At 60.2% G+C, this 23906-nt stretch carries 24 protein-coding genes; 15 read left to right on the forward strand and 9 right to left on the reverse strand.

Translation table 11 applies throughout. The features are described from left to right. The first annotated feature begins 55 nt into the window (after positions 1–55). Positions 56–1345, forward strand: a complete 1290-nt coding sequence (locus tag SR908_RS14130; protein ID WP_246920873.1) for an acyltransferase family protein — start codon at positions 56–58, stop codon at positions 1343–1345. A gap of 90 nt (positions 1346–1435) precedes the next feature. Here the strand turns inward: SR908_RS14130 and gabT are convergent, their stop codons facing one another. Together gabT and SR908_RS14140 are read right to left on the reverse strand one after the other, a co-directional pair. After that, positions 1436–2716 (reverse strand): 4-aminobutyrate--2-oxoglutarate transaminase, encoded by a 1281-nt coding sequence (gene gabT / locus SR908_RS14135; protein WP_246920875.1) that lies wholly within the window; start codon positions 2714–2716, stop codon positions 1436–1438. Between the two features lie 13 nt (positions 2717–2729). After that, positions 2730–4178 carry an NAD-dependent succinate-semialdehyde dehydrogenase gene (locus SR908_RS14140; RefSeq protein WP_246920878.1) on the reverse strand — a complete coding sequence of 483 codons (1449 nt, stop codon included), beginning with the start codon at positions 4176–4178 and terminating at the stop codon, positions 2730–2732. A 204-nt stretch (positions 4179–4382) separates the two neighbouring features. Here SR908_RS14140 and SR908_RS14145 point away from each other — a divergent pair, with 204 nt between their 5' ends. The 3 genes from SR908_RS14145 to SR908_RS14155 all read left to right on the forward strand — a co-directional run bounded on the left by SR908_RS14145 (position 4383) and on the right by SR908_RS14155 (position 9051). Then, positions 4383–6839 (forward strand): DUF1266 domain-containing protein, encoded by a 2457-nt coding sequence (locus SR908_RS14145; protein WP_246920882.1) that lies wholly within the window; start codon positions 4383–4385, stop codon positions 6837–6839. Between the two features lie 298 nt (positions 6840–7137). Further along, positions 7138–7746, forward strand: a complete 609-nt coding sequence (locus SR908_RS14150; protein WP_246920884.1) for a C40 family peptidase — start codon at positions 7138–7140, stop codon at positions 7744–7746. A 102-nt stretch (positions 7747–7848) separates the two neighbouring features. Then, entirely contained in the window at positions 7849–9051 is a 1203-nt protein-coding gene (locus SR908_RS14155) for an MFS transporter (protein WP_246920886.1), read from the forward strand. A gap of 10 nt (positions 9052–9061) precedes the next feature. On the opposite strand, the gene msrA is transcribed toward SR908_RS14155, so the two are convergent. Further along, positions 9062–9664: a peptide-methionine (S)-S-oxide reductase MsrA gene (gene msrA / locus SR908_RS14160; RefSeq protein ID WP_246920888.1), complete on the reverse strand. Its 603-nt coding sequence runs from the start codon at positions 9662–9664 to the stop codon at positions 9062–9064. A gap of 86 nt (positions 9665–9750) precedes the next feature. On the opposite strand from msrA, the gene SR908_RS14165 reads away from it, so the two are divergent. Then, positions 9751–10407: a CDP-alcohol phosphatidyltransferase family protein gene (locus SR908_RS14165; RefSeq protein WP_246920890.1), complete on the forward strand. Its 657-nt coding sequence runs from the start codon at positions 9751–9753 to the stop codon at positions 10405–10407. Between the two features lie 89 nt (positions 10408–10496). Here SR908_RS14165 and SR908_RS14170 read toward each other — a convergent pair whose 3' ends face one another. Then, positions 10497–10985 carry an FKBP-type peptidyl-prolyl cis-trans isomerase gene (locus SR908_RS14170; RefSeq protein WP_246920892.1) on the reverse strand — a complete coding sequence of 163 codons (489 nt, stop codon included), beginning with the start codon at positions 10983–10985 and terminating at the stop codon, positions 10497–10499. A 265-nt stretch (positions 10986–11250) separates the two neighbouring features. Between SR908_RS14170 and SR908_RS14175 the strand changes: the two genes are divergently transcribed. Then, positions 11251–11535 (forward strand): hypothetical protein, encoded by a 285-nt coding sequence (locus tag SR908_RS14175; RefSeq protein WP_246920894.1) that lies wholly within the window; start codon positions 11251–11253, stop codon positions 11533–11535. 60 nt (positions 11536–11595) lie between these two features. Here SR908_RS14175 and SR908_RS14180 read toward each other — a convergent pair whose 3' ends face one another. The 3 genes from SR908_RS14180 to SR908_RS14190 all read right to left on the reverse strand — a co-directional run bounded on the left by SR908_RS14180 (position 11596) and on the right by SR908_RS14190 (position 13781). After that, positions 11596–12585: a lipid A deacylase LpxR family protein gene (locus SR908_RS14180; RefSeq protein ID WP_246920897.1), complete on the reverse strand. Its 990-nt coding sequence runs from the start codon at positions 12583–12585 to the stop codon at positions 11596–11598. Between the two features lie 152 nt (positions 12586–12737). Further along, entirely contained in the window at positions 12738–13205 is a 468-nt protein-coding gene (locus SR908_RS14185) for an outer membrane lipoprotein (RefSeq protein WP_097022340.1), read from the reverse strand. Between the two features lie 111 nt (positions 13206–13316). Next, positions 13317–13781 (reverse strand): DUF6314 family protein, encoded by a 465-nt coding sequence (locus tag SR908_RS14190; RefSeq protein ID WP_246920899.1) that lies wholly within the window; start codon positions 13779–13781, stop codon positions 13317–13319. A gap of 28 nt (positions 13782–13809) precedes the next feature. On the opposite strand from SR908_RS14190, the gene SR908_RS14195 reads away from it, so the two are divergent. After that, a complete protein-coding gene (locus SR908_RS14195; RefSeq protein ID WP_246920901.1) occupies positions 13810–14685 on the forward strand; it encodes a carboxylate/amino acid/amine transporter in 876 nt (291 codons plus the stop codon). A 94-nt stretch (positions 14686–14779) separates the two neighbouring features. Continuing rightward, the gene (locus tag SR908_RS14200; protein ID WP_246920903.1) at positions 14780–16423 is read left to right on the forward strand and encodes an FMN-binding glutamate synthase family protein; all 1644 of its coding nucleotides are present in this window, start codon (positions 14780–14782) and stop codon (positions 16421–16423) included. 9 nt (positions 16424–16432) lie between these two features. Here the strand turns inward: SR908_RS14200 and zntR are convergent, their stop codons facing one another. Beyond that, positions 16433–16873 (reverse strand): Zn(2+)-responsive transcriptional regulator, encoded by a 441-nt coding sequence (zntR, locus tag SR908_RS14205; protein ID WP_097022337.1) that lies wholly within the window; start codon positions 16871–16873, stop codon positions 16433–16435. After that, positions 16867–17868, reverse strand: a complete 1002-nt coding sequence (locus tag SR908_RS14210; protein ID WP_246920905.1) for a DUF1853 family protein — start codon at positions 17866–17868, stop codon at positions 16867–16869. Before SR908_RS14210 ends, zntR begins: the two co-directional genes overlap by 7 nt. Positions 17869–18034: 166 nt before the next feature. Between SR908_RS14210 and SR908_RS14215 the strand changes: the two genes are divergently transcribed. The 7 genes from SR908_RS14215 (at position 18035) to SR908_RS14245 (ending at position 23905) form a co-directional block, all read left to right on the forward strand. Then, positions 18035–19498, forward strand: coding sequence for an aminotransferase-like domain-containing protein (locus tag SR908_RS14215; RefSeq protein WP_246920907.1), 1464 nt, complete (start codon positions 18035–18037; stop codon positions 19496–19498). Beyond that, positions 19495–19764 (forward strand): hypothetical protein, encoded by a 270-nt coding sequence (locus tag SR908_RS14220; protein WP_097022334.1) that lies wholly within the window; start codon positions 19495–19497, stop codon positions 19762–19764. Before SR908_RS14215 ends, SR908_RS14220 begins: the two co-directional genes overlap by 4 nt. A gap of 104 nt (positions 19765–19868) precedes the next feature. Beyond that, a complete protein-coding gene (locus tag SR908_RS14225) occupies positions 19869–20750 on the forward strand; it encodes an NAD(+) kinase (RefSeq protein ID WP_097022333.1) in 882 nt (293 codons plus the stop codon). A gap of 1 nt (position 20751) precedes the next feature. Further along, on the forward strand, positions 20752–21759 hold the full coding sequence (locus tag SR908_RS14230; RefSeq protein WP_097022332.1) for a metallophosphoesterase: 1008 nt from the start codon (positions 20752–20754) through the stop codon (positions 21757–21759). Positions 21760–21927: 168 nt separating this feature from the next. Next, a complete protein-coding gene (locus tag SR908_RS14235) occupies positions 21928–22782 on the forward strand; it encodes a rhomboid family intramembrane serine protease (RefSeq protein ID WP_097022331.1) in 855 nt (284 codons plus the stop codon). Further along, positions 22782–23045, forward strand: coding sequence for a YeaC family protein (locus SR908_RS14240; protein ID WP_097022330.1), 264 nt, complete (start codon positions 22782–22784; stop codon positions 23043–23045). The genes SR908_RS14235 and SR908_RS14240 overlap by 1 nt, the downstream gene beginning before the upstream one ends. Then, complete coding sequence (locus tag SR908_RS14245; RefSeq protein ID WP_097022329.1) at positions 23045–23905, forward strand: DUF2797 domain-containing protein; 861 nt, start codon at positions 23045–23047, stop codon at positions 23903–23905. The genes SR908_RS14240 and SR908_RS14245 overlap by 1 nt, the downstream gene beginning before the upstream one ends. Position 23906 lies beyond the last annotated feature (1 nt).

Consider the following 23906-nt stretch of genomic DNA (forward strand, 5'->3'; position numbering starts at 1 on the left):
GGTCGGGGTTTTTCGTGGATGCCGTGTCCGCGGAACTGCTGTGAGACTCGTGCTTATGGACAAGACACAACAGCCAGGCCAGAAGGAACGCTTTATAGGCCTGGAGTGGTTACGCTTCGCGCTCGGGCTTTATATCGTTATCTTCCACACTTTGCATACCTACCCGTCGATCAGTGCCTGGTCGCATTACGTGACAGATATCGGTTTCTTCTCGACGAGTACTTTCTTCGTGCTGTCGGGCTTCTTGCTGACCCACGTGTACCTCGATGAGCGTCGCCAGTTGCGTGAGCCAGCCCGCAGCTTCTGGATCAAGCGTTTCTCGAACTTATATCCGATTCATATCGGAGCGTTGGTGCTGGCGGTCAGTATGTCGGCTTTAATCGGGTATTTGGCGATTTCGCCGGAAGACGCCGACATGTCGTGGCGTTTCGTGATATACGACGTCAACAATGACCTTGGGCAGGTGACGCCGGGGGCCCTGGAGCATTTCATGGGTAACGGAGAGCTTGCGCTCAATCTGGCACTCAACGTCGGGCTGCTGCATGCCTGGAATCCGTATTATCTGACCTTCAACCCGCCGTCCTGGTCGATTTCGGCGCTGATGGCCTTTTATCTGGTCTTCCCGTGGATAGCGCCGCGTCTATTTCGTCTCCGTCGCGTGGGCCGAGCCCTAGCGCTGACCAATTTGCTGTACCTGATTCCCCCGTTGGTGGTCATCGCCATGACCGACTTCGGTATGCCCGAAACGGGTATCCTGCACCGCAACCCCTTGATTCGTTTGCCTGAATTCGTGGCGGGGATACTACTGTGCGTGTGGTATACCCGCTATCGCGCGGCGGGCGGTTGGCTGAGTGTCAGGCGGCGTCTGATGTTGGCGACATTTGTGGCGACTTGTGTGGTGGTAGCAGTCTGGTTGTTGGGCCAAGGCCATGCCTGGTATTACCTGTTGCATAATGGCCTGTTACTGCCCGCGCAGTTGGCGCTGATTCTACTGGCCACGCAATGGCGCACGCCCGAGAGTCGTCGAGTCCGTCGCTTGGCGAGCCGACTGGGAGGGGCGTCGTTGCCGATGTTCGCGCTACATGTCCCGCTGTTCGTGATCTTCACCCGAATCGAGCGCGTGCTTGCCGGCGATCCAGCACTGTGCACGAGTGGATTTCGCGCCTGCCTCGACGCTGCCGGTGACAGCTCCGTGGTGTTCTATCCGTTGTTTCTATTGCTGACGGTGCTGTTCTGCGTGATGTTTCAGGAACAGTTCGTACTGCGGGTGCGCAATGTCATGCAGCGTTGGCTGCTGCCGAGGGTGGGGACGCCACCGTCGCATACCGAGAAGGTGGCGCGCTGACGTAGCTGCTCGTTTTGAATACCCGGCCTGAATGACAAAGGGGCGCCATCGGCATGGCGCCCCTTTGTGTCATGAGTACGCGCGAGTCATTTACGCGTGGCTCAATTCCTTGAGGCAAGTCTCGACGATGTCCAGGCCTTCTTCGAGTATTTCGTCCTCGATGGTGACCGGCATCAAGAAGCGCAGGGTGTTGCCGTAGAGGCCGCAGGACAGCAGGATCAGCCCCTTCTCGCGTGCTTTCTTGCACAGCGCCCCGGTCAGCTCAGCATCCGGCGTGTGCTTGGCCTTGTCGGCGACTACGTCGAAGGCGGCCATGGCGCCCAGGTGGCGGACATTGTCGACGCAGGCGAAATCTTGCTGCCATTTTGCGAAGCGCTCACCCAACTTGTCGCCCAGCGCCTGGCTCTTCTCGAGAATTTTCTCCTCCTCGAAGACTTCCAGTACCGCGAGGGTAGCGGCGCAGGAGACCGGGCTGCCGGTGTAGGTACCGCCCAGCGAGTTGCCACCAGAGGCGTCCATGACCTTGTCGGTGCCGACCACGGCGGAGATCGGCATGCCGTCGGCCATGCTCTTGGCCATGGTGATGATGTCGGGCTCGACGCCGCTGTGCTCGATGGCGAACAGCTTGCCGGTGCGCCCGAAGCCGGACTGGACTTCGTCGACGATCAGCAAAATGCCGTGCTCGTCGCAGATCTCGCGGACCGCCTCGAGGAAACTGGTCGACGCCGCGTAGAAGCCACCTTCGCCGAGTACCGGCTCAAGCACGATGGCGGCAGTGTCGCGGGGGTTGGCGTCGGTCTTGAGCGTCATCTTCAGACCGTTTAGCGCATCTTCCTCGCTAACCCCGTGGTAGGGCACCGGATAGGGCGCGCGGAAGACGTTGCCCGGCATGCTGCCGAAGTCGGTGGCATAGGGCGCGACCTTGCCGTTCATGGCCATGGTCATGAAGGTCCGGCCATGATAGCCGCCGGTGAAGCAGATGACGTTGTCGCGTCCCGTTGCCGCGCGAGCCACCTTGACGGCGTTCTCAAGTGCCTCGGCGCCGGAGTTGGCGAGCATCACCTTGCCGTGGCCGCGTACCGGAGTGAGCTGGCTGAGTTTTTCGGCGACTTTCACGTAGCCCTCATAGGGCATCACCGTCTGACAGGTATGCATCACCTTGTCGAGTTGGTCCTTGACCGCCTGCACCACCTTGGGATGACGGTGGCCGACGTTGAGCACGCCGATGCCGCCAGCGAAGTCGATGATACGATTGCCGTCGGCGTCCCAGATCAGGGCGTTCTCGGCACGCTCGGCAAACTGGGTCGCTGGGCTCGCGGCGCCGCTGGCGACGTAACGTGTCTTGAGTTCATTGAGCTGTGCGTTGTTCATGCTTGCCTCCTTGTTAAAGTCCGCCCATGCAGACGTATTTTAGTTCAGTATATTCCTCGAGACCGTGGTGGGAGCCTTCGCGTCCCAGCCCGGACTCCTTGATGCCGCCGAAGGGCGCCAGCTCGGTCGATAGAAGCCCTTCGTTGATGGCGACCATGCCGTATTCGAGACCCTCCATCACTTGCCATATACGTCGATAGTCGCGCGCATAGACATAGGCGGCAAGGCCGAATTCGGTAGCGTTGGCCATGGCGATGGCCTGGGCTTCGTCGGTGAAACGAAAGACGGGTGCCACGGGACCGAAGGTTTCTTCGCGAGCGACATGCATGTCTTCGGTGACGTCGGCGAGCAGGGTCGGTTGAAAGAAGGTGCCGCCCAAGGCGTGCGGCTCGCCGCCGCACACCAAGCGTGCGCCCTTGGACCGGGCATCGGCAATGTGTGCCTGAACCTTGTCGATGGCTGCGGTGTTGATCAAGGGGCCTTGGGTCACGTCGTCGTCGAGGCCGTTACCGACCTTGAGTTCCGCGATGCGCTCGGCGAACCTGGCGATGAAGGCGTCGTAGATGCCGTCCTGCACCAGAAAGCGGTTGGTGCACACGCAGGTTTGCCCGGAATTGCGGAACTTGGAGGCGATGGCGCCTTCCACGGCGGCATCCAGATCGGCGTCGTCGAAAACCACGAAGGGCGCATTGCCGCCCAGTTCCAGAGACGCTTTCTTGACGGTCTCCGCGCACTGCGCCAGCAAGCGCTTGCCGACCGGTGTCGAGCCGGTGAACGAGACCTTGCGCACCCGAGGGTCGGTGGTCAACACGTGGCCGATCTCGGCGGGCTTCTCGGCAGTGAGTACGTTGATGACGCCTGCGGGGAGTCCGGCATCATCGGCGAGTTTGGCTAACGCCAGGGCGGTCAGCGGTGTGGCTTCCGCGGGCTTGATCACCACCGGGCAGCCTGCCGCCAAGGCCGGGGCGCATTTGCGTGTGATCATCGCCAGCGGGAAGTTCCAGGGCGTAATCGCGGCGACCACGCCGATCGGCTCGCGCATGACGAGAATACGCTTGTCGGCGCCGTGGCCGGGCAGGGTCTCGCCAGCGATGCGTTTGGCTTCCTCGGCGTAGTATTCGATGAAGCTCGCCCCGTAGGCGACCTCGCCCCGCGATTCGGCGATCGGCTTGCCCTGTTCCAGGGTCATCAGTTGCGCCAGTGCCTCGCGATTGGTCATGACACGCTCGAACCAGGCACGCAACAAGGATGCGCGCTCCTTGGCGGGGCGTCGACGCCATTGCGGCCACGCAGCCTCGGCGGCGGCGATGGCATCGCGTGCCTCGTCGGCGCCCAGATCGGGAACCTGTGCCAGGCATTCGCCCGTGGCAGGGTCGGTAACCGCGAAACGGCGCTCGCTATCGCGCCATTCCCCGCCTATGTAAGCGCGGTCGGTCAAGATATTGGGTGTTGGCTGACTCATGGAAGCCTCCGGGTGAAGCGTGATTCATCGTCTATTGTTTGACGGTGTGTGCATTATTTAAAACACTTGGCCAGGGTGGCGTCCAGCGATTTTTCGTATCTTGCACGGGCAAGGTTATCGTGCCCTGCGTATCGGCGACACCAGGCTCTTTCCGGTACACTATGGCGCCGTTGTATGAATGCCGAGTCATGAGTGAGGTGCGTCTTGATCGATCCTCTTAACGCCTGGTGGGCACAGCAATTGGTGCTGTGCGGCTGGGCGTTTGATCCCGAACCGTTGAGCGTGTCGCCCGAGACGGCGCAGGCACGCTTAGCGTTGTTGGACGTGCGCGAACGAGGAGAGCTTGGCTGGCGCTTGGCCGAAGCGTGCATGCCGGGGCAGGGCGAGGCCTTGCGTCAGCTACAGGCACTTGAGCTGCTGGCGTTGTCGGGCGCCGCCGAGTGGCTGGACGCTCGCCGGGCACACGCCTGGGCGGAATGGATTGCCGCTGACATCCAGGCGCAGCATGCCTCACTGGACGCATGGCTGACGGCGTTGCGGCGCGAGCGGGGACAAATCGACTGGACACAAGATGATGACGGTTTTCTCGAGGCGTGCGAAGCATTGTCGCAACTCGAGCGCGAAGCGGCCGGCGTTACCTGGGCTGCGCTCGCCGTGTGGCTCTCCGATCGGCCTCGTCAGCTACCGTGGCCAGTCGATCAGAATAGTGGCGTATGGCGTCTGCGCGCGGTCTTCGCCCCCGTGCTGACCACGACGTGCGATGCACGCTTGGACTGGCCGGAGGTGGAACGCTGGTTGGCCGAGGTCTGGCGCATCGATGGGCGCGATGAATTGATTCGCATGCTGCTGTGGCTGGGCGGGCAAGGGCATCGTTATACATGGGATCTCGATGCCGCGCGTTTGACTTCACAGGGGGGGAGTGCTCGACGTCAGTGGTTGGAATCGCTCGGTGAGGCGAGGGACTATGGCCATATGATGCTGACATTCCTCGACAGCGGAGAGCCCCTGGAATGGGCGGCATGGGATTGGCTACGGTTGGCGGATCTGGCCTACGCAGGCTGGAACGCGGGCTGGCTCGACGCGCAGGAAGCCGAGGCATTTGCGGCGCACGCGGGCGATCTGCTGATGCGCCGGTATCTTGACTGGACGGCCGTCGCCAAGGCGTATCAGCGTGGGCGTAGTCTTTTCGAGGGGGCCGATCGACGTGCGGATTTCTCGCGTGACTGGGACGTCTTGCTGCGTTCACGGTCGAGCCCCTGGCAGATAACGCTCGATACGCTGCTGGACGACGCCCAACGCGAGGCCGCGCGGTCGGCCATTCGCGATTGGCGTGCCCCGGCATGGCATTGGGTCCTGGCGTTGGCGGCGATGCGTGAACCCGATCTGTTGTACCGCCAGGGCATCGACCGCACTCCAGATGCGCAGCAGCGAGACGAGGCGCGTCGTTATCTGCGTGACACCTTGGGTCTCGAGCCTTCCATGGGCACGGCCGGCCTGGCCAGCTTGTGGCTGCCCGGACAGGTGCATCATCTCAATCAATTGGCCGCCGATGCCGCTCACGGTGCATTGCCGGCGGCGAAAACGCCCTTTGGACACGCGATGCCGGAGGCCGTGCGGCTACGCAACGGACTCAAACACTGCACGCGCCATGCGGCGACGATCTTCATGGCGGAGAAATACGCCTTCTACCTGATGATGTGTGCGGACAGCGGCGATTACGATCGACGCGAGCTCGAGACGTTGGCGGAGTCGCTACGCGGCGTACTGAGCCGTTTTTATAGTGGCCCCAAGGCGCTGATCGAAGCGTGGGCGGCATGGGAGGCGGCGTTGCCCGAAGCGGAGGATCCGTCCCTGGTGGCGGAAATCCGTTGGCACCGAGATGACCCTGGAAGCCCCTTCCATTGGCTCGACTGGCGTCATGGCACTTGGCTCGAACCCGGCGAGCGTTTGTCGCTGCCACGCTTTACGGCCCTGGCGTTGGTCGGGCCTCTCAATGCCCCTGTCTGGAGTGCCCCGGGCCCTGAAGTTGGCAGCGAGCGTGAGGAGCTTCGCGAATGGCTCGATAGTCATTATGGGTTGTTGTCGGCGGAGGCACTCAAGGAGTTCCTGGATTTCCTGATCGAGGCGGGCGATCGTCAGGAATATCAGATCAACTATGCGCCTTATACGCTCAATTCCGCGCGCTTGCGTGAGGAAGTCGCGATTATCGAGTCCGGCGAGTGCAGCGAGGATGATCGCAACCATCTACTGCGCCTGCGGCGCGTCGAGAATAACGCGTCGGGGTGCAACGAATATGACATGGCTGCCTGGGATGTAGCGCAGGCCGTCGATCTCGCCATTGCCGGGCGACAGATGGATTGGCTATCGGCGGGGGAGTTCGACGCCCTGGTGGAGCGCGCCGCTCACTTGGCGCAAGCGCACTATGCCAGTTGGTACGATTACGCCCGGGGGCTTTATGCGGGTTTTTCCTTCTTCATGGGCGAGACCGATGAACGTGAGGCGTTCCTGCAGGGGTTCGGCGAGGCGCTGACCGCTTGGTTGACGGCTGCGCCACCGCTGGCCGGTGGCTGGGCGAGTCTCGATTTCCCGGGCGCGCCCGCACGTCACTGGGCGCCTTTGCATATCGATACCCTACCGGGCGATGCGCGGACGTTGCACTGATGGGGCAGGGCGCTGGGATGAAACATTTCGTATCCCGCTCTGAGAGCTCTCGTCAAAAGGCGGGAGTTTCTCTATCATCGTATCGGTCTTGATGCCCTGCTGGGCACACGACATGTTAACGAGTCGAGTCTAGGCCGCTCTGGCGGTGGCACTTGCGATGCGCGCCACCACCACAGCGACCCCCTCGCCAGGTAGTGCCTAGTAAGGCAGGGCGTCGTCTTGCATTCATTCATGCAAGTGCCCCGAGGCATCCGCGAGGTTGAATACGTGTGATGAGGTCGCTTGGATGCTTCGAACCATGGCATTGGGATGGGCACTGGCTGCTCTTTTGGGTGGTTGTGCCACGCAAAGCCCGCAATATACCGCTCCACAATCGTCTGCGCTGTCTGTGTCCGCCAAGGTTGGTGAAGATGCGCTCTCCGACGCCGGCCGCGAATCTCCGCTGGCTATTTTTCGCGCCAGCGACGTTCAACGGGCGCTGGTATCACCGGCGCGTATTCGTGAGGCGTTACTGTTTGAACATCGGCGCTGGGTGGGAACGCCGTATCGTCTCGGTGGGACCACGCAACGCGGCATCGATTGCTCGGCGCTGATGCAGCATGTCTACAGCGATGCATTCAATCTCTCCCTGCCGCGTACCACCGAGCAGCAAATACAAGAGGGAAAACGGGTCCAGCGCAGCGACTTGGAAGCAGGCGATCTGGTCTTTTTCCGTTCCCCAGGCCCTTACAACCATGTCGGCGTCTATGTTGACGACGGCTATTTCCTGCATGCCTCGACGTCACAGGGCGTCAAGTTGTCACGCCTCGACAATGTCTACTGGAATCGTCACTACTGGCAATCACGGCGGCCCATGGACAGAACACAGCTGGCGGCGCGTATCGATCGCCCACCCCAAGAAGGATGAGCGGCTCGCAGGTTTCGTCATGCCTGGTCGATAGGTGCCTCTCGTATCTGGTTTGTATAATGCTGCGTCGGACGAGATCATGATGTACTCATGGAGGATGTCATGATCGAACCACGTACCCGCGCCTGGTGGCGCGCAACCTTGGCACTGTGCCTGGGCTCCTTTACCGTCTTCATCAATTTATACGTTGCCCAGCCATTGCTGCCGGCCATTCGCGAGAGCTTCGATGTCTCGACGCTGGCTGCGGGCAGTGCGATGTCGGTGAGCATGTTGACGCTGGCACTGTCGCTACTGTTCTACGGCCCGCTTTCCGATGCCATCGGCCGGGCCGCCATCATGCGTGTCACGCTGGTACTCGCCAGCCTCTGCACCTTGGTCATGGCATTTGCGCCCAACTTCGCGAGTCTATTGGCCTTGCGTGCCTTGCAGGGGTTCTTGCTGGGCGGCTTGCCGGCGGTAGCGATCGCCTGGATGGGTGATGAATTCAACAAGCCGGCGCTTTTGCTGGCCGTCGGGCTCTATATCAGCGGTAACACGCTAGGTGGGATCGGCGGGCGTGTCATTGGCGGCACGGTTGCCGAACATTGGGGATGGCATAGTAGTTTCGTGGCGATTGCGTGTCTGAGCCTGGCATGCACCTGGGCCTTCTGGCGCGCCTTGCCGCCTGCCCGACAGTTCCGCCCTTCGCCATTGCGCGTGGGGCAGGCCGCGCGGGACATGCAAGGGCATTTGCGCGACCCCCGCTTGATTGCCGCCTATCTGATCGGCGGGTTCAACTTCTTCATCTTCCTCAATCAATACAGCTATGTGACGTTTCGGCTCAGTGAGGCGCCATTTTCTCTCACCTCGCAATGGTTGGGCCTGATCTTCCTGACCTATCTCGGCGGTACCGTGGGCTCGGCGCTGTCCGGGCGTATCGCGCAGCGCTTGTCGCAGCCGGCCTGCATGATGCTGGGCATCGGCATCCTGATGAGCGGCTCGTTACTCACGTTGATGCCCTCCTTGATCACGATCATTGTGGGACTGACGATCAATGCCGTGGGATTCTTCCTGGCGCACTCGATGGCCTCGAGCTGGGTGGGGCGGCAGGCACAGCGCGCGCGGGGCAGTGCGTCGTCGCTGTATCTGGTGTTCTACTATTTGGGCGCCAGCCTCGGTGGTTTTTATCTGGAGCCGTTCTGGGCGCGCTGGCAGTGGAGCGGCGTAATCGCTGCTTCGCTGCTGGTGTTACTGGGAACCTTTAGCGTGTCGGCTTGGTTGTGGCGTCGCGAGCGACGCATGGTCGACATGCCAGCGTCGACCTGAGCGCGTACTCTCAAGGCTTGCCGGCGTCATCGCCCCACACGTCTTCGAGGCGGTCGTCACGACCGCAGCCGGCACGGTAGAAGCGGTAGCGCACTGGGTTTTTCTGGTAGAAATTCTGATGGTATTCCTCGGCGTCCCAGAAGGGCGCCTTCGGCTCGATACGTGTCTTGACGTCGCGCTCGAAGCGCGTTTCCACGGCGTCCTTGGAAGCTTCGGCGAGGCGTCGTTGACGCTGATCGAGGGGGAAGAGGGCGCTACGGTATTGGCTGCCGACATCGCAGAATTGGCGTCCCTCGGCAAAGGGATCGATATTGTGCCAGAACACGTCGAGCAGCGTTTCGTAGCCGACAACCTCGTCATCGTAGACGACCTTGACCGCCTCGGCATGGCCGGTATTGCCGCTGCTGACCTGCGCGTAGGTGGGGCGCTCGCTATCACCGCCGATGTATCCGGAAGTGGTCGAGACGACGCCCTCTAGTTTGTCGTAAGGCGGCTCCATGCACCAGAAACAGCCACCGGCGAAAATAGCCTCGCGCTGTGCGGCATGTGCCTGGGAAATGGGAATGAATGCAAGCGTTGCGAGTAGGGCTAACGCCATCACGGGAAAGCGCATCGGGAAGCTCCTGAGCGTCGGGTTAATGTGCCATGCTGCTGCGGTGAACATACATCAAGTCTACTCGAAAAATAGCGGAAGCCCGTATGCTGGATAAATGGACGAACGCTTGGGTCGCGCCGGTACTGGCGCGCTGCGCCACTGGTTTGGGGCGTCGCGGCGTGACGCCAACTCAACTGACGGTGGGCGGTTTTGCAATCGGCATGCTGGCGCTGCCGTTATTGGCCTATCAAGCCTATGGCCTGGCACTGATGGCGATCGTCCTCAATCGCGTGTGTGACGGTCTGGACGGCGCCTTGGCGCGTCATCTGCAATGTCAAAGCGATGCCGGTGGCTTTCTCGATATTGTCCTGGACTTTGTCTTCTATGCCGCCGTCGTATTGGGGTTCGCGCTTGCCGACCCAGTGCAAAATGCCCTGCCTGCGGCCTTTTTGCTCTTCGCGTTCATGGGGACCGGCGCGTCGTTTCTGGCCTTTGCGATCGCTGCGACACGCCATGGTCTGGAGCGTCCGCACTTTGAGCACAAGGCGTTTTATTACCTGGATGGCTTGACTGAAGGCACCGAGACGATCATCGCCTTCGTCGTGTTCTGCCTGTGGCCGGCATATTTTCCCGGGTGGGCGATCTTCTTCGCATTGGCGTGTCTGCTCACGACAGCAACGCGCATCGGGGGAGGCTACCGTGCCTTGGTCCATGCGGAAGAGGCGCCTAGGGAGAGGTTCGAGAGCGGCGCTGACGCATAGAAGGGCGAGCCAAGGTAGGCGGGGCATAGACATGAAACGGGCGGCCCGGAGGCCGCCCGTTTTCACGTCAGGTGTTGCGAAGGAGCGTCTTAGTGCTCCTGTTCTTGCTCGCCTTCACCGTGGACGTGACCATGTTCGGCTTCTTCTTCGGAAGCTTCGCGTACTTCGGCGATCTCGACATCGAAATTCAGGGTCTGACCGGCCAGCGGATGGTTACCATCGACGGTGACGGTGTCGCCTTCGACCTGGGTGACCGTGACCATGAGCGGCCCGCCTTGGGTCTGCGCCTGGAACTGCATGCCCGGTTGAATTTCGTCGACGCCCTGGAAGGCATCGCGCGGCACTTCTTGCATCAGGCCGGGCTGTGTTTCACCGTAGCCTTCTGCCGGCTCGACGGTGACTTTGAGGTTCTCGCCGTTCTGACGGCCTTCCAGTTCCTTTTCCAGCCCTGGAATGATGTTGCCCGCGCCGTGCAGGTAAGTCAGAGGATCGCGGCCTTCCGAGCTATCCAGCACTTCACCCTCGTTATTGGTGAGGGTGTAGTGGAAGGAAACCACGGAATTCTGGGCAATCTGCATGTTGAAGACCTTTCTGGGTGTATGTCGCTTCCCATGGTAACGCGCTCACCCAAGTGTGTCAGGGGCCTCTCGGGGTTTTCATATGCCCTTTAAGTTGCATGACGACACTTCAAGATGCGTCGGGAACGAATTCGCCGCCGAAGGGTCTCTTGAGCAGCGCCCTGCGTCAGGACGTCGCGCCGGTTGCGCGGTAAGGGGGGTGACGGTACCCTGCCGACATTGGTGCAATTGAAAGATTACCGACGTTGCCTATCAGGAGGCCAACATGACCGTAACGCTGATCTGGCTGATCGCTTTCGCCGTGATTCTTTTCTTGGCGCTGCGTGCGTGGGACGGCTCTCTCGGACAGGTGGTCATGCGCCGCATTCCGGCGGCGTTGCAGCTGGACGGTGACGATCGCTGGGTGTGGAGTATTGCCTTGGCCGTGTTGGGCGCCACTTTCATCGTCAACCCGATCTCGATGTTACTGACGTTGATTATTCTGGCGCTGATTTACTGGGTCGCCAAGCGTGTGGGGTGCTGGTTGATGCGCCGCGTCAAGTTACACTGAGCAAAAGCTGTTCTGCGCTAGATCAATGCCCCGCTAATGCGGGGCATTGTCGTTGGGGCGTCACAGCCACAGCGAAAGCGTCAATGAGCCGAATTGGTCATGTTCGTCTTGGGCTTCGAATTCATGGGTTCGCCAGACGCTGGTGTAGGTGAGCTGCCAGCTGTCCCACGTCAAAGCGACCCCGGCCAGCGCATCACCGACCCATTGGCGGCGGTCCACTGAAGGGCTGTCCTCGAAGGTATTGCCATCCAGCAGCAGGTTATGAGCCATGAAGCGGCCCTCGAGGCTCGCGAACGCATACCAGCTGAAGCCCTGGCCGGGTGTAAAATGGCTTCGGCCGCTTTGGGCGGGAGCGACGGCAGGCATGCCGGCGCTATTGCGCAGGTTATCGCCAATACGCAGGCCCACGCCGCTTGCGGCATACGTATACAGGTTGCCGAGGGCAAAGCCGGCGTTGGGGCCATATTCCATGTCCAGGTTACCGAGCGAGTCTTGCACCCACCAGCTGCGCTTGTAGGTCAGGTTCAGCACCGGTTCGTTATGAAGCTGGTTCGACCAGCCGTTGGGTTCGTCGCTACCGATGAGGTGATGAAAGTTCTTCTGTACGGCTTTCCCCCCCGATGCCGGCCCCACGATGCCGGCGTCGAAGTGGAGATCGTCCGCCTGGCGCCAGCCGCTGTACTGGCGGTCATCAAAGAGTGACACGCCGGCATAGAGCAGGCCCGCGTAGGGCCGGTCGTTCTGGATGAGGTCCGTGCGGTCGATATCTTCGGGCGTGTAGATCTGCTGACCTGCACGATAAGCCACACCGTCGAGCTCCGCGCCCGACCAGCCGGGCACGGCATCGGCGAGACGTCGCGTCCAGTGCGCCTCATCGGGTGTAAATGACCAGTTTATTTCCAGCCCATTGGTGTAATGCCCGTCGTCGCCGCTGGCGAACAGGTCATTTTCGCTCTTGAGCGTAAGCATTCCGTCAGCCAGTGCAGGGCTGGAGAAGACCGCAAAGGCGAGGGTCGAGACGAGGTAACCGAGCGTGCGTCCTGTGTTCATGAGACGATTTTCCTATCCGGGGCGTATCACGTCACATACGATAGCGTATGTAAGCGAATGCGGATAGGGAAACTTGGTGCTGGCTCATGCCGCCCGAGCCTTGACAAACACACGGACGGCATATTGCCAGTTTGACAATCGCTTATTGGCGATCAATAAGGTGCGACACTCAGATTGGCTCCACTGCCAACCATGCGTACTTTCTGTCCTACTTGCCAATTGCGGTCGGCTTTCTGGACCACGACGACGGAATCGCCGCTATCGCGCCGGATTTCTATCTCCCAGGCCTGCGTACGATTGGCGGCATCTTCGACCTTGCTGCCAGCGACGCTACCACCAATGGCGCCGGCTGCCGTAGCGATGGTACGTCCGGATCCCCCGCCGACTTGGTTCCCGAGCAAGCCACCCAGCACGGCGCCACCTAGGCCGCCCAAAATGCCTTCATTCTGACCGCCGGCCTGAATCTGCACCTGACGTACTGAGGTGATAGTGCCGTAAGTCACCGACTGTGCGGTTTCGGCTTGCCCGCTGCGATAGACGTCGCCGGAATAAGGCGAGGTGTTGGCGCAGCCGGCCAGTGCCAATGTTCCGATGAGTGCTAAAGGAAGTAGTGCTTTCATGCGACCTCCGTTGCTTGCCATACTGTTTTGAAACAGCGTTCTCAAACTATTCTAGCGCGTTGTGGCGATATCGACCAGTGCGCGCGACGAAGGCAGCGTCGCTGCGCTGCGTTACTCGTCTGGCTGCCGATAATGATAGACGAGTCGCTCATCCTTGCGAGGTCCCGCTATATGCCATTCGAGTCGAAAGCCGTGGGCCTCGAGGGTGAGCTGGGCCTGGTAGGTATCGGCACCGCAGAGATGTGGCGACTTGCTGATCAACGTTGTCGACGAGCCGGCGACGAGATCGAATAGCCAGACCGCCGCGTCAGGGCCCCGGCGCTCGTGATAGAGCGCGATATGCTCAGGATGAAGGTCCCAGCGATAGACATTGCGAAACGCGACCTCGCGGGATTGCCCTTGAGGCAGGAAATGGCCGTGTTCGGTGAAACGCACCCAGTCGGTATGTGTCTCAGGCGCTACCGTTCCCGAGCCTTGCCCGGACCAGGCCACCCCGGAAGCGCTTCCCGAGCGAGACGTGAAACTCAGTAGGTGAATACTAGGCAACAGGCGTGCCAAGCGTATAATGGTAGTCAACTTTTATAAATCCGTAGGTTAACTATAAATGGGATATTTGATTGGTGTGACGACGCTCTGGGCATTTTCCTTCAGCCTGATCGGTGTCTACCTCTCCGGCCAGGTCGATAGTTATTTCGCCGTGCTCACCCGCATTGGACTGGCGGCGCTGGTCTTTCTGATCTGGTTACGTCCGCGACGTTTGCCGCTCGGGAACGTACTGGGACTGATGGCCATTGGCGCTGTGCAACTGGGCGCGATGTATATCGGTTTCTATCAGTCGTTTCTGTTGTTGAGCGTGCCGGAAGTCTTGCTGTTCACGATCTTCACACCACTCTACATCACCTTGATCGATGACATCCTCAAGGGGCATTTCACGCCATTCTATCTGCTCACCGCTGCGCTTGCCGTGCTCGGGGCGGCGGTCATCCGCTACGCGGACATCAGCGACACCTATTGGGTCGGGTTTCTGGTCGTACAGAGTTCGAACCTGTGCTTTGCCGTGGGGCAGGTCGCTTATCGTCATTTGGCGCCACGCTTGCCTCGGGAGATAGCGCATCGCCATGTCTTCGGCTGGTTCTATCTGGGTGCGTTGTGCGTGGCGCTACCGGCGTTCTGGCTGTTCGGTGATGTCACAGCGTTGCCGACGACCTCGCTACAGTGGGGCGTCTTGCTATGGCTGGGCGTCGTTGCGTCGGGGCTGGGTTACTTCCTCTGGAACAAGGGAGCTTGTCGAGTCGATGCCGGGACGCTGGCGATCATGAACAATGCGCTGGTGCCCGCCGGATTGCTGGTCAATCTGCTGATCTGGAACCGTGACGCGGATGTGCCGCGTCTGATATTGGGCGGGGGAATATTGCTGGCCTCGTTGCTGATCAATACTTGGTGGCGCCGGCGCCATCAGGCGTCGCTGGGTATTGCTTGATCGCGTTGCGGCCGCCTGTTGAGCCAGGCGGCTCTAAACCCGGACGACGTTTCGTGTTTTCATGGTGATGACGCCTTTCGTTCAGGATATCTTCATGAAGCATTCTTTGTTATCGCGTTACGGTTTTTTCACGGTGTGCTGCGTGATCACGCTGGTGACGACGCTCATGGCCATACAGTGGCATGGTGTGTGGCTGGTGCCGTTGGTGAGTGGTGCGTTGGTGCTCCTGGGGATTGCCGATCTCTCGCAGCGTGGATATGCGGTACGTCGCAATTACCCTGTCATTGGCAACTTGCGTTATGTCTTTCAGGCGTTACGCCCGGAGTTGCGTCAGTATCTCTTCGAGGCTGATACCGAGCAGCTGCCGTTTTCCCATGTGCAGCGTAGCTTAGTCTACCAGCGAGCGCGCCAGCATAATGATGCCAAGCCCTTCGGGACATTGCGCGATGTCTACGCCAATGCCTATGAGTATATCGGCCATTCGATGGAAACGGCGCCAGTGGCGGAGCCGGACGATTTTCGTCTGACCGTCGGTAACGACCAGTGCGCCCAGCCTTATGAGATTTCGCTATTCAATATCTCGGCGATGAGCTTCGGTGCACTGAGCGCCAATGCGATTCGCGCCCTCAACAAGGGCGCCCGGCTTGGACGCTTCGCGCATGACACCGGGGAAGGGGGCATCAGTCCGTATCATCGCGAACATGGCGGTGATCTGATCTGGGAACTCGGCAGTGGTTATTTCGGCTGTCGTACGCTGGCTGGCGAGTTCGACCCGAAGCGCTTCGCCGAGCAGGCCAGCGATGCGCAAGTCAAAATGATCGAGGTCAAACTCAGCCAGGGCGCCAAGCCCGGTCACGGAGGGCTGCTCCCGGCGGATAAGATTACGCCGGAAATCGCCCAGACGCGGGAGGTCCCTCAAGGAGAGGACTGTCTCTCGCCGGCCAGCCATCCAGCGTTCTCGACGCCGCTCGAGATGCTTGATTTCATCGCGCAATTGCGTGAGCTTTCAGGCGGTAAGCCGGTCGGCTTCAAGCTGTGTCTCGGCCAACCCTGGCAGTTCATGGCCATCGTCAAAGCGATGCTCGAAACCGAGATTGTGCCCGATTTTATCGTCGTCGATGGCAGTGAAGGGGGCACGGGCGCAGCTCCGGTCGAGTTCTCCGATCATCTGGGAGCGCCATTGCGTGAAGGGCTCTTGTTCGTGCACAACACGCTGGTCGGCGTAGGGCTGCGTGAGCAGATTCGTCTCGGAGCGAGCGGCAAGATCATCAGCGCTTTCGATATCGCTCGGGTCATGGCCATGGGCGCCGATTGGGTCAATGCCGCACGCGGGTACATGTTTGCGCTGGGCTGTATACAATCGCAAAGCTGTCATACCAACCGCTGCCCGACGGGAGTGGCTACCCAGGACCCGCTACGCCAGAAGGCATTGGTGGTCGGCGACAAGGCCGAGCAGGTGTATCACTTTCATCACAATACCCTGCATGCCCTGGCAGAAATGATCGCCGCGGCGGGGCTGACGCGCCCGTGGCAGATCACCCCTGACCACCTCGTGCATCGGGTCTCTGAAAACGAAGTGAAGCTATTCTCTCATCTACATCCGTTCCTGGAGCCTGGCGAGTTGTTGCGCGACCCCGATCAGCGCCCATTCTATGGGCGTATCTGGCGCATGGCGCAGGCCAAGAGCTTCGCTCCCATGCAGTTGGCTGATGCGCCGAGTGGGGCGACGGCTGCGTAGAGGGTGTTTTCAGGCGTCATGACGGTGCTGATGCGGTTCGGGGGCGGCCTTACCTTGAGCGAAGGCGGTCAGGATCGTGCATTGCGTGGCCGCGTGCGGCCCGCCGCAGCAGGCATCGGTCAGGTGGGCCAGTGCCTGGCGCATGTGATGCAGCTCCGCTAGGCGCGAGTCGATGGCAGCGAGCTTGTCCTCGGCGACGCGCTTGACCTCCTCGCAGGTGTGCGCATCGGCGTCGACCTGTAGCGAGAGCAGTTCACGAATGTCGGCCAGGGTGAAGCCCAGGCGCTTGGCGCGCAGGATGAAATGCAGGCGATCGAGGTTGTCCGCGGCATAGTAACGGTAACCGTTATCGCCGCGTTGTGCGTCGGGGAGTAATCCTTCCTTTTCGTAGTAGCGCAACGTATCGACGCTGACGCCGCTACGCTCGGCCAGTTCTCCGATCCTTAGCATGGTGGGAATCCCTCCCTATGGTGGGCGTAAGTAGGTGGCAGTGGCAGGCTGCGCGGCCAGTCATCGGGCACGATGAAAAAACGCCGCTGTGAGCCGTCGGGAGCCTGTAGATGATATTGCCGTGGTGCGTTGGTGCCCGTGAAATGCGCCTTGAGCTCGACTTCCAGGCTCTCCAGCGAGCGATATGTCTCGCATCCGGGGAGCGCAAGCCAATGCGGCTTGTGAAGCGGGGCACCCAGGGTCCCCGGCGGCAAGTTGTCACGCAGTATCGGCCAGTCTTGCCATGTCAGCCAATTGCCATGCGTGGCGGTGGTGCGTGCCGGATGCGGTGCCGCTATCGTGATGGGCCAAGGGTAAAACAGCATCCCTAGCATGGCTGCACGCTGTCGAAGTGATCTTGGGTCAATACCCAGCGCGTTCAAGCGTGCCATCGAGAGCGTATGATGGGCCAGGGGCAACTGATGATGGCCGGTATGGGCATGCTTGCGCGCCAGCGAGTCGGCGCAGCCGGGTCCGATCCAGCGTGCCGGGTTGCGCTCTTCGCCAGGTCCTTCGCGAAGTCCCAGATAATATTTGATGGCTAGTTCAAGATGGATGGGCTGTCCCTGGGTATCGGCATAGATCACATCCAGCTCACCGAGGGTACGGCCGGCTTCGCGAATCGCGATGTTGGTAGCCAGTAGGCGTGTCGCTGGGGCAAGGTCGAGCAGGGCGTGCCAGAGACGCTCATGATAATGCCCCAGGCGTCGCGGTGGCGTCGCGCTGATATAAGGCATGAGCCGTTGCGGCTCGGCGTCGAGTGCATGCAGCCAAGCCTTTCTGCACGAGGCGTCGCCAAGCCCGAGCTCCTCGAGGGTCGGTCGGCCCGGGTAATCGCTGTCGATGATATCCGGTGCATGCAATAGCCAAGCGAGGTCCCGCACCCAAGGGTGATTAAGCGATGTCGATTCGTCTTCCCGCGCGGGCGTGGCGGCATTGAGCAGTACTTGCGTCATTTCGTCGTCATGTGTGAGGCGCCTGTCTTCAACTGATATGCTTTTTTCATACTTATCTGAATCTGTACTCTCCATGGTATTCCCCTGACAATATCTCCAGTCGCAAGACAATGCGAACCCGTTGCCGTTGCGTTTAAACAGGTATTGAGTGTTGTCGGAGGTGGACATGAAGCGTTATCAACATCTGGCCGAAGCACTTGAGTCTTCAATTCTCTCTGGTGCGTTGCATGCCGGGGATCGTCTGCCTTCGATTCGTGCTGCCAGCATCAGCCGTAACGTCAGTCCCACGACTGTGTTCAAGGCGTATTATCTGCTGGAAGCCAAAGGACTTATCCGGGCGCGTGATCGCTCAGGATTCTATGTCGTTGGGCCGGAAGGCACCCGTCCGCCGGAAATCGAGATGACCAGCGCGCCTGACGAGCGTGTATTCAATGTCGATGTCAGCGATCGTGTTCTCCAGGTGCTAGGCGCCACTATGCGCCGCGACCTGGTGCCTTTGGGGTCTGCACTGCCGAGTCCTGAGCTCTATCCTATCCCGAGGCTTTCTCAGGTCATGGCATCCACGCTACCCAAGCTGGGTGTCTGGCATACGGTGGATGATTTGAGCCCCGGTAGTGCTCAACTGCGTCATGCTATTTCACTGCGCTATCACGCGGATGGTATGCAAGTTTATGCGGATGATCTCGTAGTGACCAATGGCGCACTGGAAGCGCTCAATATCTGCCTGGGTGTCGTCACCCAGCCGGGGGATGCGGTCATTGTAGAGTCCCCTACCTTTTATGCCGCGCTCCAAGCGCTGGAGCGGAATCACCTACGGGCAATCGAGGTATCGACACATCCACGCGATGGTATTGACCTGGAGGCGATGGAACGGGCGATACAGCGGTATAAGCCGGCGGCATGCTGGTTGATGACCAACTTCCAGAACCCGTTGGGTAGCCTGATGCCAGAAGACAAGAAGCGCGATCTTGTCGCGCTACTGCAACGCTATACGCTGCCGATGATCGAGGATGATGTCTATGGTGAGCTTTATTTCGATAGCCGCCGGCCGCTACCTGCCAAAGCCTTCGACCAAGAAGGCTTGATCATGCACTGCAGCTCATTTTCCAAAAGTCTGGCACCTGGCTGGCGTGTTGGCTGGGTGGCAGGTGGGCGCTATACCCAGCACATCATGCGCGACAAACTTTCACTTTCTTTATCGGCATCAGCGCCGGCTCAGGTAGCGCTATCGGCTTACCTGTCACGAAGCGGGTTTGATCGGCATTTGCGAACGCTTAGGCACAGGTTTGAATGGCAGCGTAACTGTATGCTGCAAGCGATCACGGCGCATTTCCCTGAAGGTACTCGGACGACATATCCCGCTGGAGGATATTTTTTATGGGTCGAGTTGCCGAAGTGTGTGGATACTTCGCGGCTACACCAGATGGCGCTGGCCGAAGGTATCAGTATCGCGCCGGGTAGTATCTTTTCTTCGCACGAGCGTTTTCGCCACTGTCTGCGTTTGAACTATGGCCATCCTTGGGATGAGCGCTTACAGACCGGCATGGAAATTCTCGGGCGCCTGATCGTCCAGCAGCTGGAATGCGGGGACCACTCGACAGATGAAATCCAGCAAGGAGCGATACCATGAGTAAAAAGCCAATGTCGCGTAAACTTAAAGCGATATTCAAATTCTTCGCGGCTATCCTCGTGATCAACGTAATTGTGGGCGTCGCTGGCATCGCCTTCATGATGCTCTATTACGGTGAGGTCGATGGTCAGGGGCAGGCAGCGTTGGTGACCTTCATGATCTTGAATACGATCTTTGCGTCGCCCGTGGCCTTGTATCTCTACTGGTGGGAGTTGCACCCCGTGCAGACGCCCGAGTCGGATCAGTACAACGACCATAGGCAATGAGCGAAGATTGCTAATGTTGCAAGCGTTCCGGTTGGGCGCGGTTTGCTCCGCTGCTCGCCAGTCCGCATAATGACGGGCCGCGACGCCGGCAATGAGACGCTTACATGCAGCCATTCAAGACCATTGGCCTGATCGGGCGATTGGGCAACCCCAACGCGGTAGAGACGCTCAAGCGGCTGCTCCGCTTTCTCGGTGCTCGCCAACTCAATGTGATCGTTGAGGAACGCACTGCTACGGTATTGCCCAATCATGGTTATCCCGAGGTGAGTCGTCGCCAATTGGGTGAGCGCTGCGACCTGGCGATCGTGGTCGGCGGCGATGGCAGTCTGTTGGGCGCTGCGCGGGAGTTGTGCGCTACGGGTACGCCGGTAGTGGGTATCAATCGGGGGCGGTTGGGGTTTTTGACCGATATCTCGCCGGATGAAGTCGAAGAGCGCATCGGCGAAGTGCTCGATGGGCACTTCGAGAGCGAGCGTCGTTTCCTGTTGGAGGCGGAAGTGTTCCGCGCCGGCGAACAGGTCGGTACGGCCTCGGGACTCAACGATGTCGTCATCCATCCTGGCAAGGCTGCGCGGATGATCGAGTTCGAGTTGTTCATCGACGGTCAGTTCGTCTACAGCCAACGCAGCGACGGGTTGATCATCGCCACGCCGACCGGCTCTACTGCTTATGCCTTGTCGGGAGGTGGCCCGATCGTGCATCCCCGGCTCGAGGCCATCACGCTGGTGCCGATGTTTCCACATACGTTGTCGAGTCGGCCGATCGTCATTGATGCGGCCAGCGAGATCACGGTGCATATCGGTGAAACCAACCACGCGTATCCGCATGTCAGTTGTGACGGCCAGACCCAGGTGGTTTCCAAGCCCGGCGACCGCCTGGTCGTGCGCCGCAAACGGGAACGGCTGACACTGCTTCATCCGCATGGGCACAACTATTTCGAGGCCTGTCGCACCAAGCTCGGCTGGAGCAGCCGGATGGGGGAGTGACATGACGCTGATTCGACAGGATCTCGACGGCTACGATCTGATCGGCGACGTGCATGGATGTGGCGCCTCGCTGGCCGTGTTACTGGAAAAGCTCGGGTATTCCTATCGAGAGGGCGTGTATCGTCATCCGCGTCGTCGAGTGATCTTTCTGGGCGATTTGATCGATCGCGGCCCGCGCATTCGACTGGCGCTGAATATCGCGCGTGACATGGTCGAGGCGGGCGAGGCGGATATCGTGATGGGCAATCACGAATACAATGCCCTGGCGTATTGTCGCCGAGCGCCGCCAGAATGGGCCGGGGAGTGGCTGCGTGAGCATTCGCCGCGCCACAATCGCATCATCAACGAGACGTTGGCACAGTTTCGCGATCATCCCCAGGAGTGGCAGTCTCATCTCGACTGGTTCATGACGATGCCGTTGTGCCTCGAGCGTGACGGACTACGGGTGGTGCATGCCTGCTGGGACCATGATCTCATCGCGCCATTTCTGGCGCAGTGCCCCGATGGTTGCATGAGCGAGGAATTCTTTTACGATTCGGCGTGTCCGGGCACATTCGCTTTTCGTGTCATGGATCGCCTGACGCGCGGCCCCTCCCTGCCGCTGCCGGCGGGCCTACGGATCTACTCCGGCGACGGCTTCACGCGCACGAGTTTCCGTGCCCATTTCTGGGCGCGGGCCCCTTTGACCTACGGTGATGTGGTCTTCCAGCCCGATAACCTGCCCGATGATCTCGAGAATCAGCCCTTGAGCACGGAAGAGCGACAGCGACTGCCTTATTACGGACCGGAGGAGCCGCCGTTATTCATTGGCCACTATTGGTGCGAGGGGGTTCCGGCGTTGCCGGCACCGAATATTGCTTGTCTCGATTACAGCGCGGTGAAATACGGACGTCTGGTGGCCTATCGCTGGGAAGGTGAGCAGCGTCTGGATGCCAATCACTTCGTGTGGGTCGATGTGGCGCGTGAGGGATCGGTGCCCCCGGCGCCCGATGACATCGCGCTGGCGTGAGGGACAGAAAAAAGTTGAAAAAAATTTCGTTGCGCCGGGAACTCATCGCGGTGGGGCGTCGTCAGAGTAAGTGTTCCCTTGAATGATCCCTTGCTCTTGTCCGGCGGCCCCCTCCGCCGGACTTTTTCTTTTGTGCGTTCGTCTGCGGTACTGAAAGGGACCCCGCCCATGTACAAACTGATGGAATTGCCTCTTCAACAGGATATCGTCGCGCTGCGTCGATCGTTGTGGGCGCATCGTATCGGCCATCAAGTGACCGAAGAGGAGGCGGTTCAGGTGCTATGGCTGGCCGATCCGCGTCAGCGTGATGAGGCGGCGCACCTGATCGAGCAATGGCATCGTGGCGAGTTGGCCGAGCGTCCCGCCCAGGCCACGAAACGCCGTTCGTCTGGCATGCTCGGCAGTGCCTTTACTCAGGCACCAATGGCGGCTGCCTGCGTGGCATTGTGTGTGGCGGTCTTCGCCTTGATGGCGCTGTTCGGTGACCGCGTGGTCGCCGCACTGACCTTCGTGCCCGTCGATGCCGTGTCCGGACGCTTGACGGTCGGCACCTTGGGAGATTCCTTGGCCAGCGGTCAGATATGGCGCCTGGTGTCGCCGGCGTTGATGCATTTCGGCTGGATGCACCTAGTCTTCAACATGCTGTGGCTATGGTATTTCGGACGCCAGGTCGAGGCCCTGCAAGGCCCTGCGCGCCTAATCATACTCGCCGTCGTGGCGGCATTCGTCTCCAACCTGGCGCAATACGCCACGGGGACCGTGCTGTTCGGCGGCATGTCTGGAGTCGACTATGCCTTGCTGGGGTATGTCTGGCTGATGGCCCGTCGGGCCCCGGAAAGCGGATTTTTCGTGCCCCAGATGCTGGTGGTGTTCATGCTTGCCTGGATGGTCTTCACGATGACCGACATGGCAGGCTTGTTTGGATTCGGCAACGTTGCCAACGAGGCGCACCTGGGCGGTCTGTTGGTCGGGCTGGTCGTGGGATGGTGGGCCGGTGGACGTGCCGCGAGAGGAGAGCGTTAGTGAGTGACATGACCTTCGACAAGATGGTGGCGCAGATGACACCCGCCATGTACGACAGCTTCAAGCAGGCGATTGCGTTGCGTAAATGGCCGGATGGACAGCGCTTGAGCCAAGAGCAGACCGAGCTGTGCCTCGAGGCGGTGATGAAATACGAAGTCGCCCACGGTATCCCTGAAGACGAGCGAGTGGGCTATCTTGAGCGCGGCGGTTGTGGCACTAACGATGAAACCGGCGAGTCCGATGCCATCAAGTGGATGAACTGATGAGCGATCTGTTCAGCGTGGCGGATGTCAGCGCCGCGCGCGGGCCTCTGCGCAAGATGGACATAGTGCCCGGCGACGCGGAGACGCCGGCGCAATACACCCTGCGTGCCGGCGAACAGCGCATCGGTCTCAATGCGCACCTGGGTGCCTCGCTGCGGCTCGTGCATACCGGCGCCATCCATTGCGTGCATTGCGGGCGCGCCACGCGCAAGAGTTTCGCCCAAGGCTATTGCTACCCCTGTTTCAAGTCGCTGGCGCAGTGCGATACCTGCATCGTCAAGCCGGAGACCTGTCACTACCACTTGGGAACCTGCCGCGAGCCGGCGTGGGGCGAGCAGCATTGTTTCCAGCCGCACGTGGTCTATCTGGCCAATTCGTCGGGACTCAAGGTCGGCATTACGCGCAAGACGCAATTGCCTACACGCTGGCTCGATCAGGGAGCGATTCAGGCGTTGCCTATTCTCGAGGTCGACAATCGCCTGCAATCGGGATTGGTCGAAACCTTGTTCAAGCAGGTGGTGGGCGATCGCACCAATTGGCGGGCAATGCTGAAAGGTGATGTGGCGCCGCTCGATCTGCCCGCCGAGCGGGATCGTCTATTGTCCGCGCTCGATCAGGAGTTGGCGTCGCTTAAGCAACGTGTTGGCGAGCAGGCGATTGGTACGCTGACGGAGCCCCCGGTCGAGCTGCACTATCCTGTCCTGGAATCTCCCCGCAAGGTGGTGTCGCACAATTTCGATAAATCCCCCGAGGTCAGCGGCCGTTTGATGGGGCTCAAAGGGCAGTACCTGATTTTCGATACCGGCGTCATCAATCTGCGCAAGTTCGGTGGGTACGAAGTGGACGTTGCGATCGAGTGAG

Source organism: Chromohalobacter canadensis, assembly GCF_034479555.1.
GTDB lineage: Bacteria > Pseudomonadota > Gammaproteobacteria > Pseudomonadales > Halomonadaceae > Chromohalobacter > Chromohalobacter canadensis.

What these genes read in the sequence shown, in the direction of transcription:
- SR908_RS14130 (WP_246920873.1), top strand. Translation starts at nt 56, where the DNA reads ATGGACAAGACACAACAGCCAGGCCAGAAGGAACGCTTTATAGGCCTG.
- gabT (WP_246920875.1), bottom strand. Translation starts at nt 2,716, where the DNA reads ATGAACAACGCACAGCTCAATGAACTCAAGACACGTTACGTCGCCAGC.
- SR908_RS14140 (WP_246920878.1), bottom strand. Translation starts at nt 4,178, where the DNA reads ATGAGTCAGCCAACACCCAATATCTTGACCGACCGCGCTTACATAGGC.
- SR908_RS14150 (WP_246920884.1), top strand. Translation starts at nt 7,138, where the DNA reads ATGGCATTGGGATGGGCACTGGCTGCTCTTTTGGGTGGTTGTGCCACG.
- SR908_RS14155 (WP_246920886.1), top strand. Translation starts at nt 7,849, where the DNA reads ATGATCGAACCACGTACCCGCGCCTGGTGGCGCGCAACCTTGGCACTG.
- msrA (WP_246920888.1), bottom strand. Translation starts at nt 9,664, where the DNA reads ATGCGCTTTCCCGTGATGGCGTTAGCCCTACTCGCAACGCTTGCATTC.
- SR908_RS14165 (WP_246920890.1), top strand. Translation starts at nt 9,751, where the DNA reads ATGCTGGATAAATGGACGAACGCTTGGGTCGCGCCGGTACTGGCGCGC.
- SR908_RS14170 (WP_246920892.1), bottom strand. Translation starts at nt 10,985, where the DNA reads ATGCAGATTGCCCAGAATTCCGTGGTTTCCTTCCACTACACCCTCACC.
- SR908_RS14175 (WP_246920894.1), top strand. Translation starts at nt 11,251, where the DNA reads ATGACCGTAACGCTGATCTGGCTGATCGCTTTCGCCGTGATTCTTTTC.
- SR908_RS14180 (WP_246920897.1), bottom strand. Translation starts at nt 12,585, where the DNA reads ATGAACACAGGACGCACGCTCGGTTACCTCGTCTCGACCCTCGCCTTT.
- SR908_RS14185 (WP_097022340.1), bottom strand. Translation starts at nt 13,205, where the DNA reads ATGAAAGCACTACTTCCTTTAGCACTCATCGGAACATTGGCACTGGCC.
- SR908_RS14195 (WP_246920901.1), top strand. Translation starts at nt 13,810, where the DNA reads ATGGGATATTTGATTGGTGTGACGACGCTCTGGGCATTTTCCTTCAGC.
- SR908_RS14200 (WP_246920903.1), top strand. Translation starts at nt 14,780, where the DNA reads ATGAAGCATTCTTTGTTATCGCGTTACGGTTTTTTCACGGTGTGCTGC.
- zntR (WP_097022337.1), bottom strand. Translation starts at nt 16,873, where the DNA reads ATGCTAAGGATCGGAGAACTGGCCGAGCGTAGCGGCGTCAGCGTCGAT.
- SR908_RS14210 (WP_246920905.1), bottom strand. Translation starts at nt 17,868, where the DNA reads ATGACGCAAGTACTGCTCAATGCCGCCACGCCCGCGCGGGAAGACGAA.
- SR908_RS14215 (WP_246920907.1), top strand. Translation starts at nt 18,035, where the DNA reads ATGAAGCGTTATCAACATCTGGCCGAAGCACTTGAGTCTTCAATTCTC.
- SR908_RS14220 (WP_097022334.1), top strand. Translation starts at nt 19,495, where the DNA reads ATGAGTAAAAAGCCAATGTCGCGTAAACTTAAAGCGATATTCAAATTC.
- SR908_RS14225 (WP_097022333.1), top strand. Translation starts at nt 19,869, where the DNA reads ATGCAGCCATTCAAGACCATTGGCCTGATCGGGCGATTGGGCAACCCC.
- SR908_RS14230 (WP_097022332.1), top strand. Translation starts at nt 20,752, where the DNA reads ATGACGCTGATTCGACAGGATCTCGACGGCTACGATCTGATCGGCGAC.
- SR908_RS14235 (WP_097022331.1), top strand. Translation starts at nt 21,928, where the DNA reads ATGTACAAACTGATGGAATTGCCTCTTCAACAGGATATCGTCGCGCTG.
- SR908_RS14245 (WP_097022329.1), top strand. Translation starts at nt 23,045, where the DNA reads ATGAGCGATCTGTTCAGCGTGGCGGATGTCAGCGCCGCGCGCGGGCCT.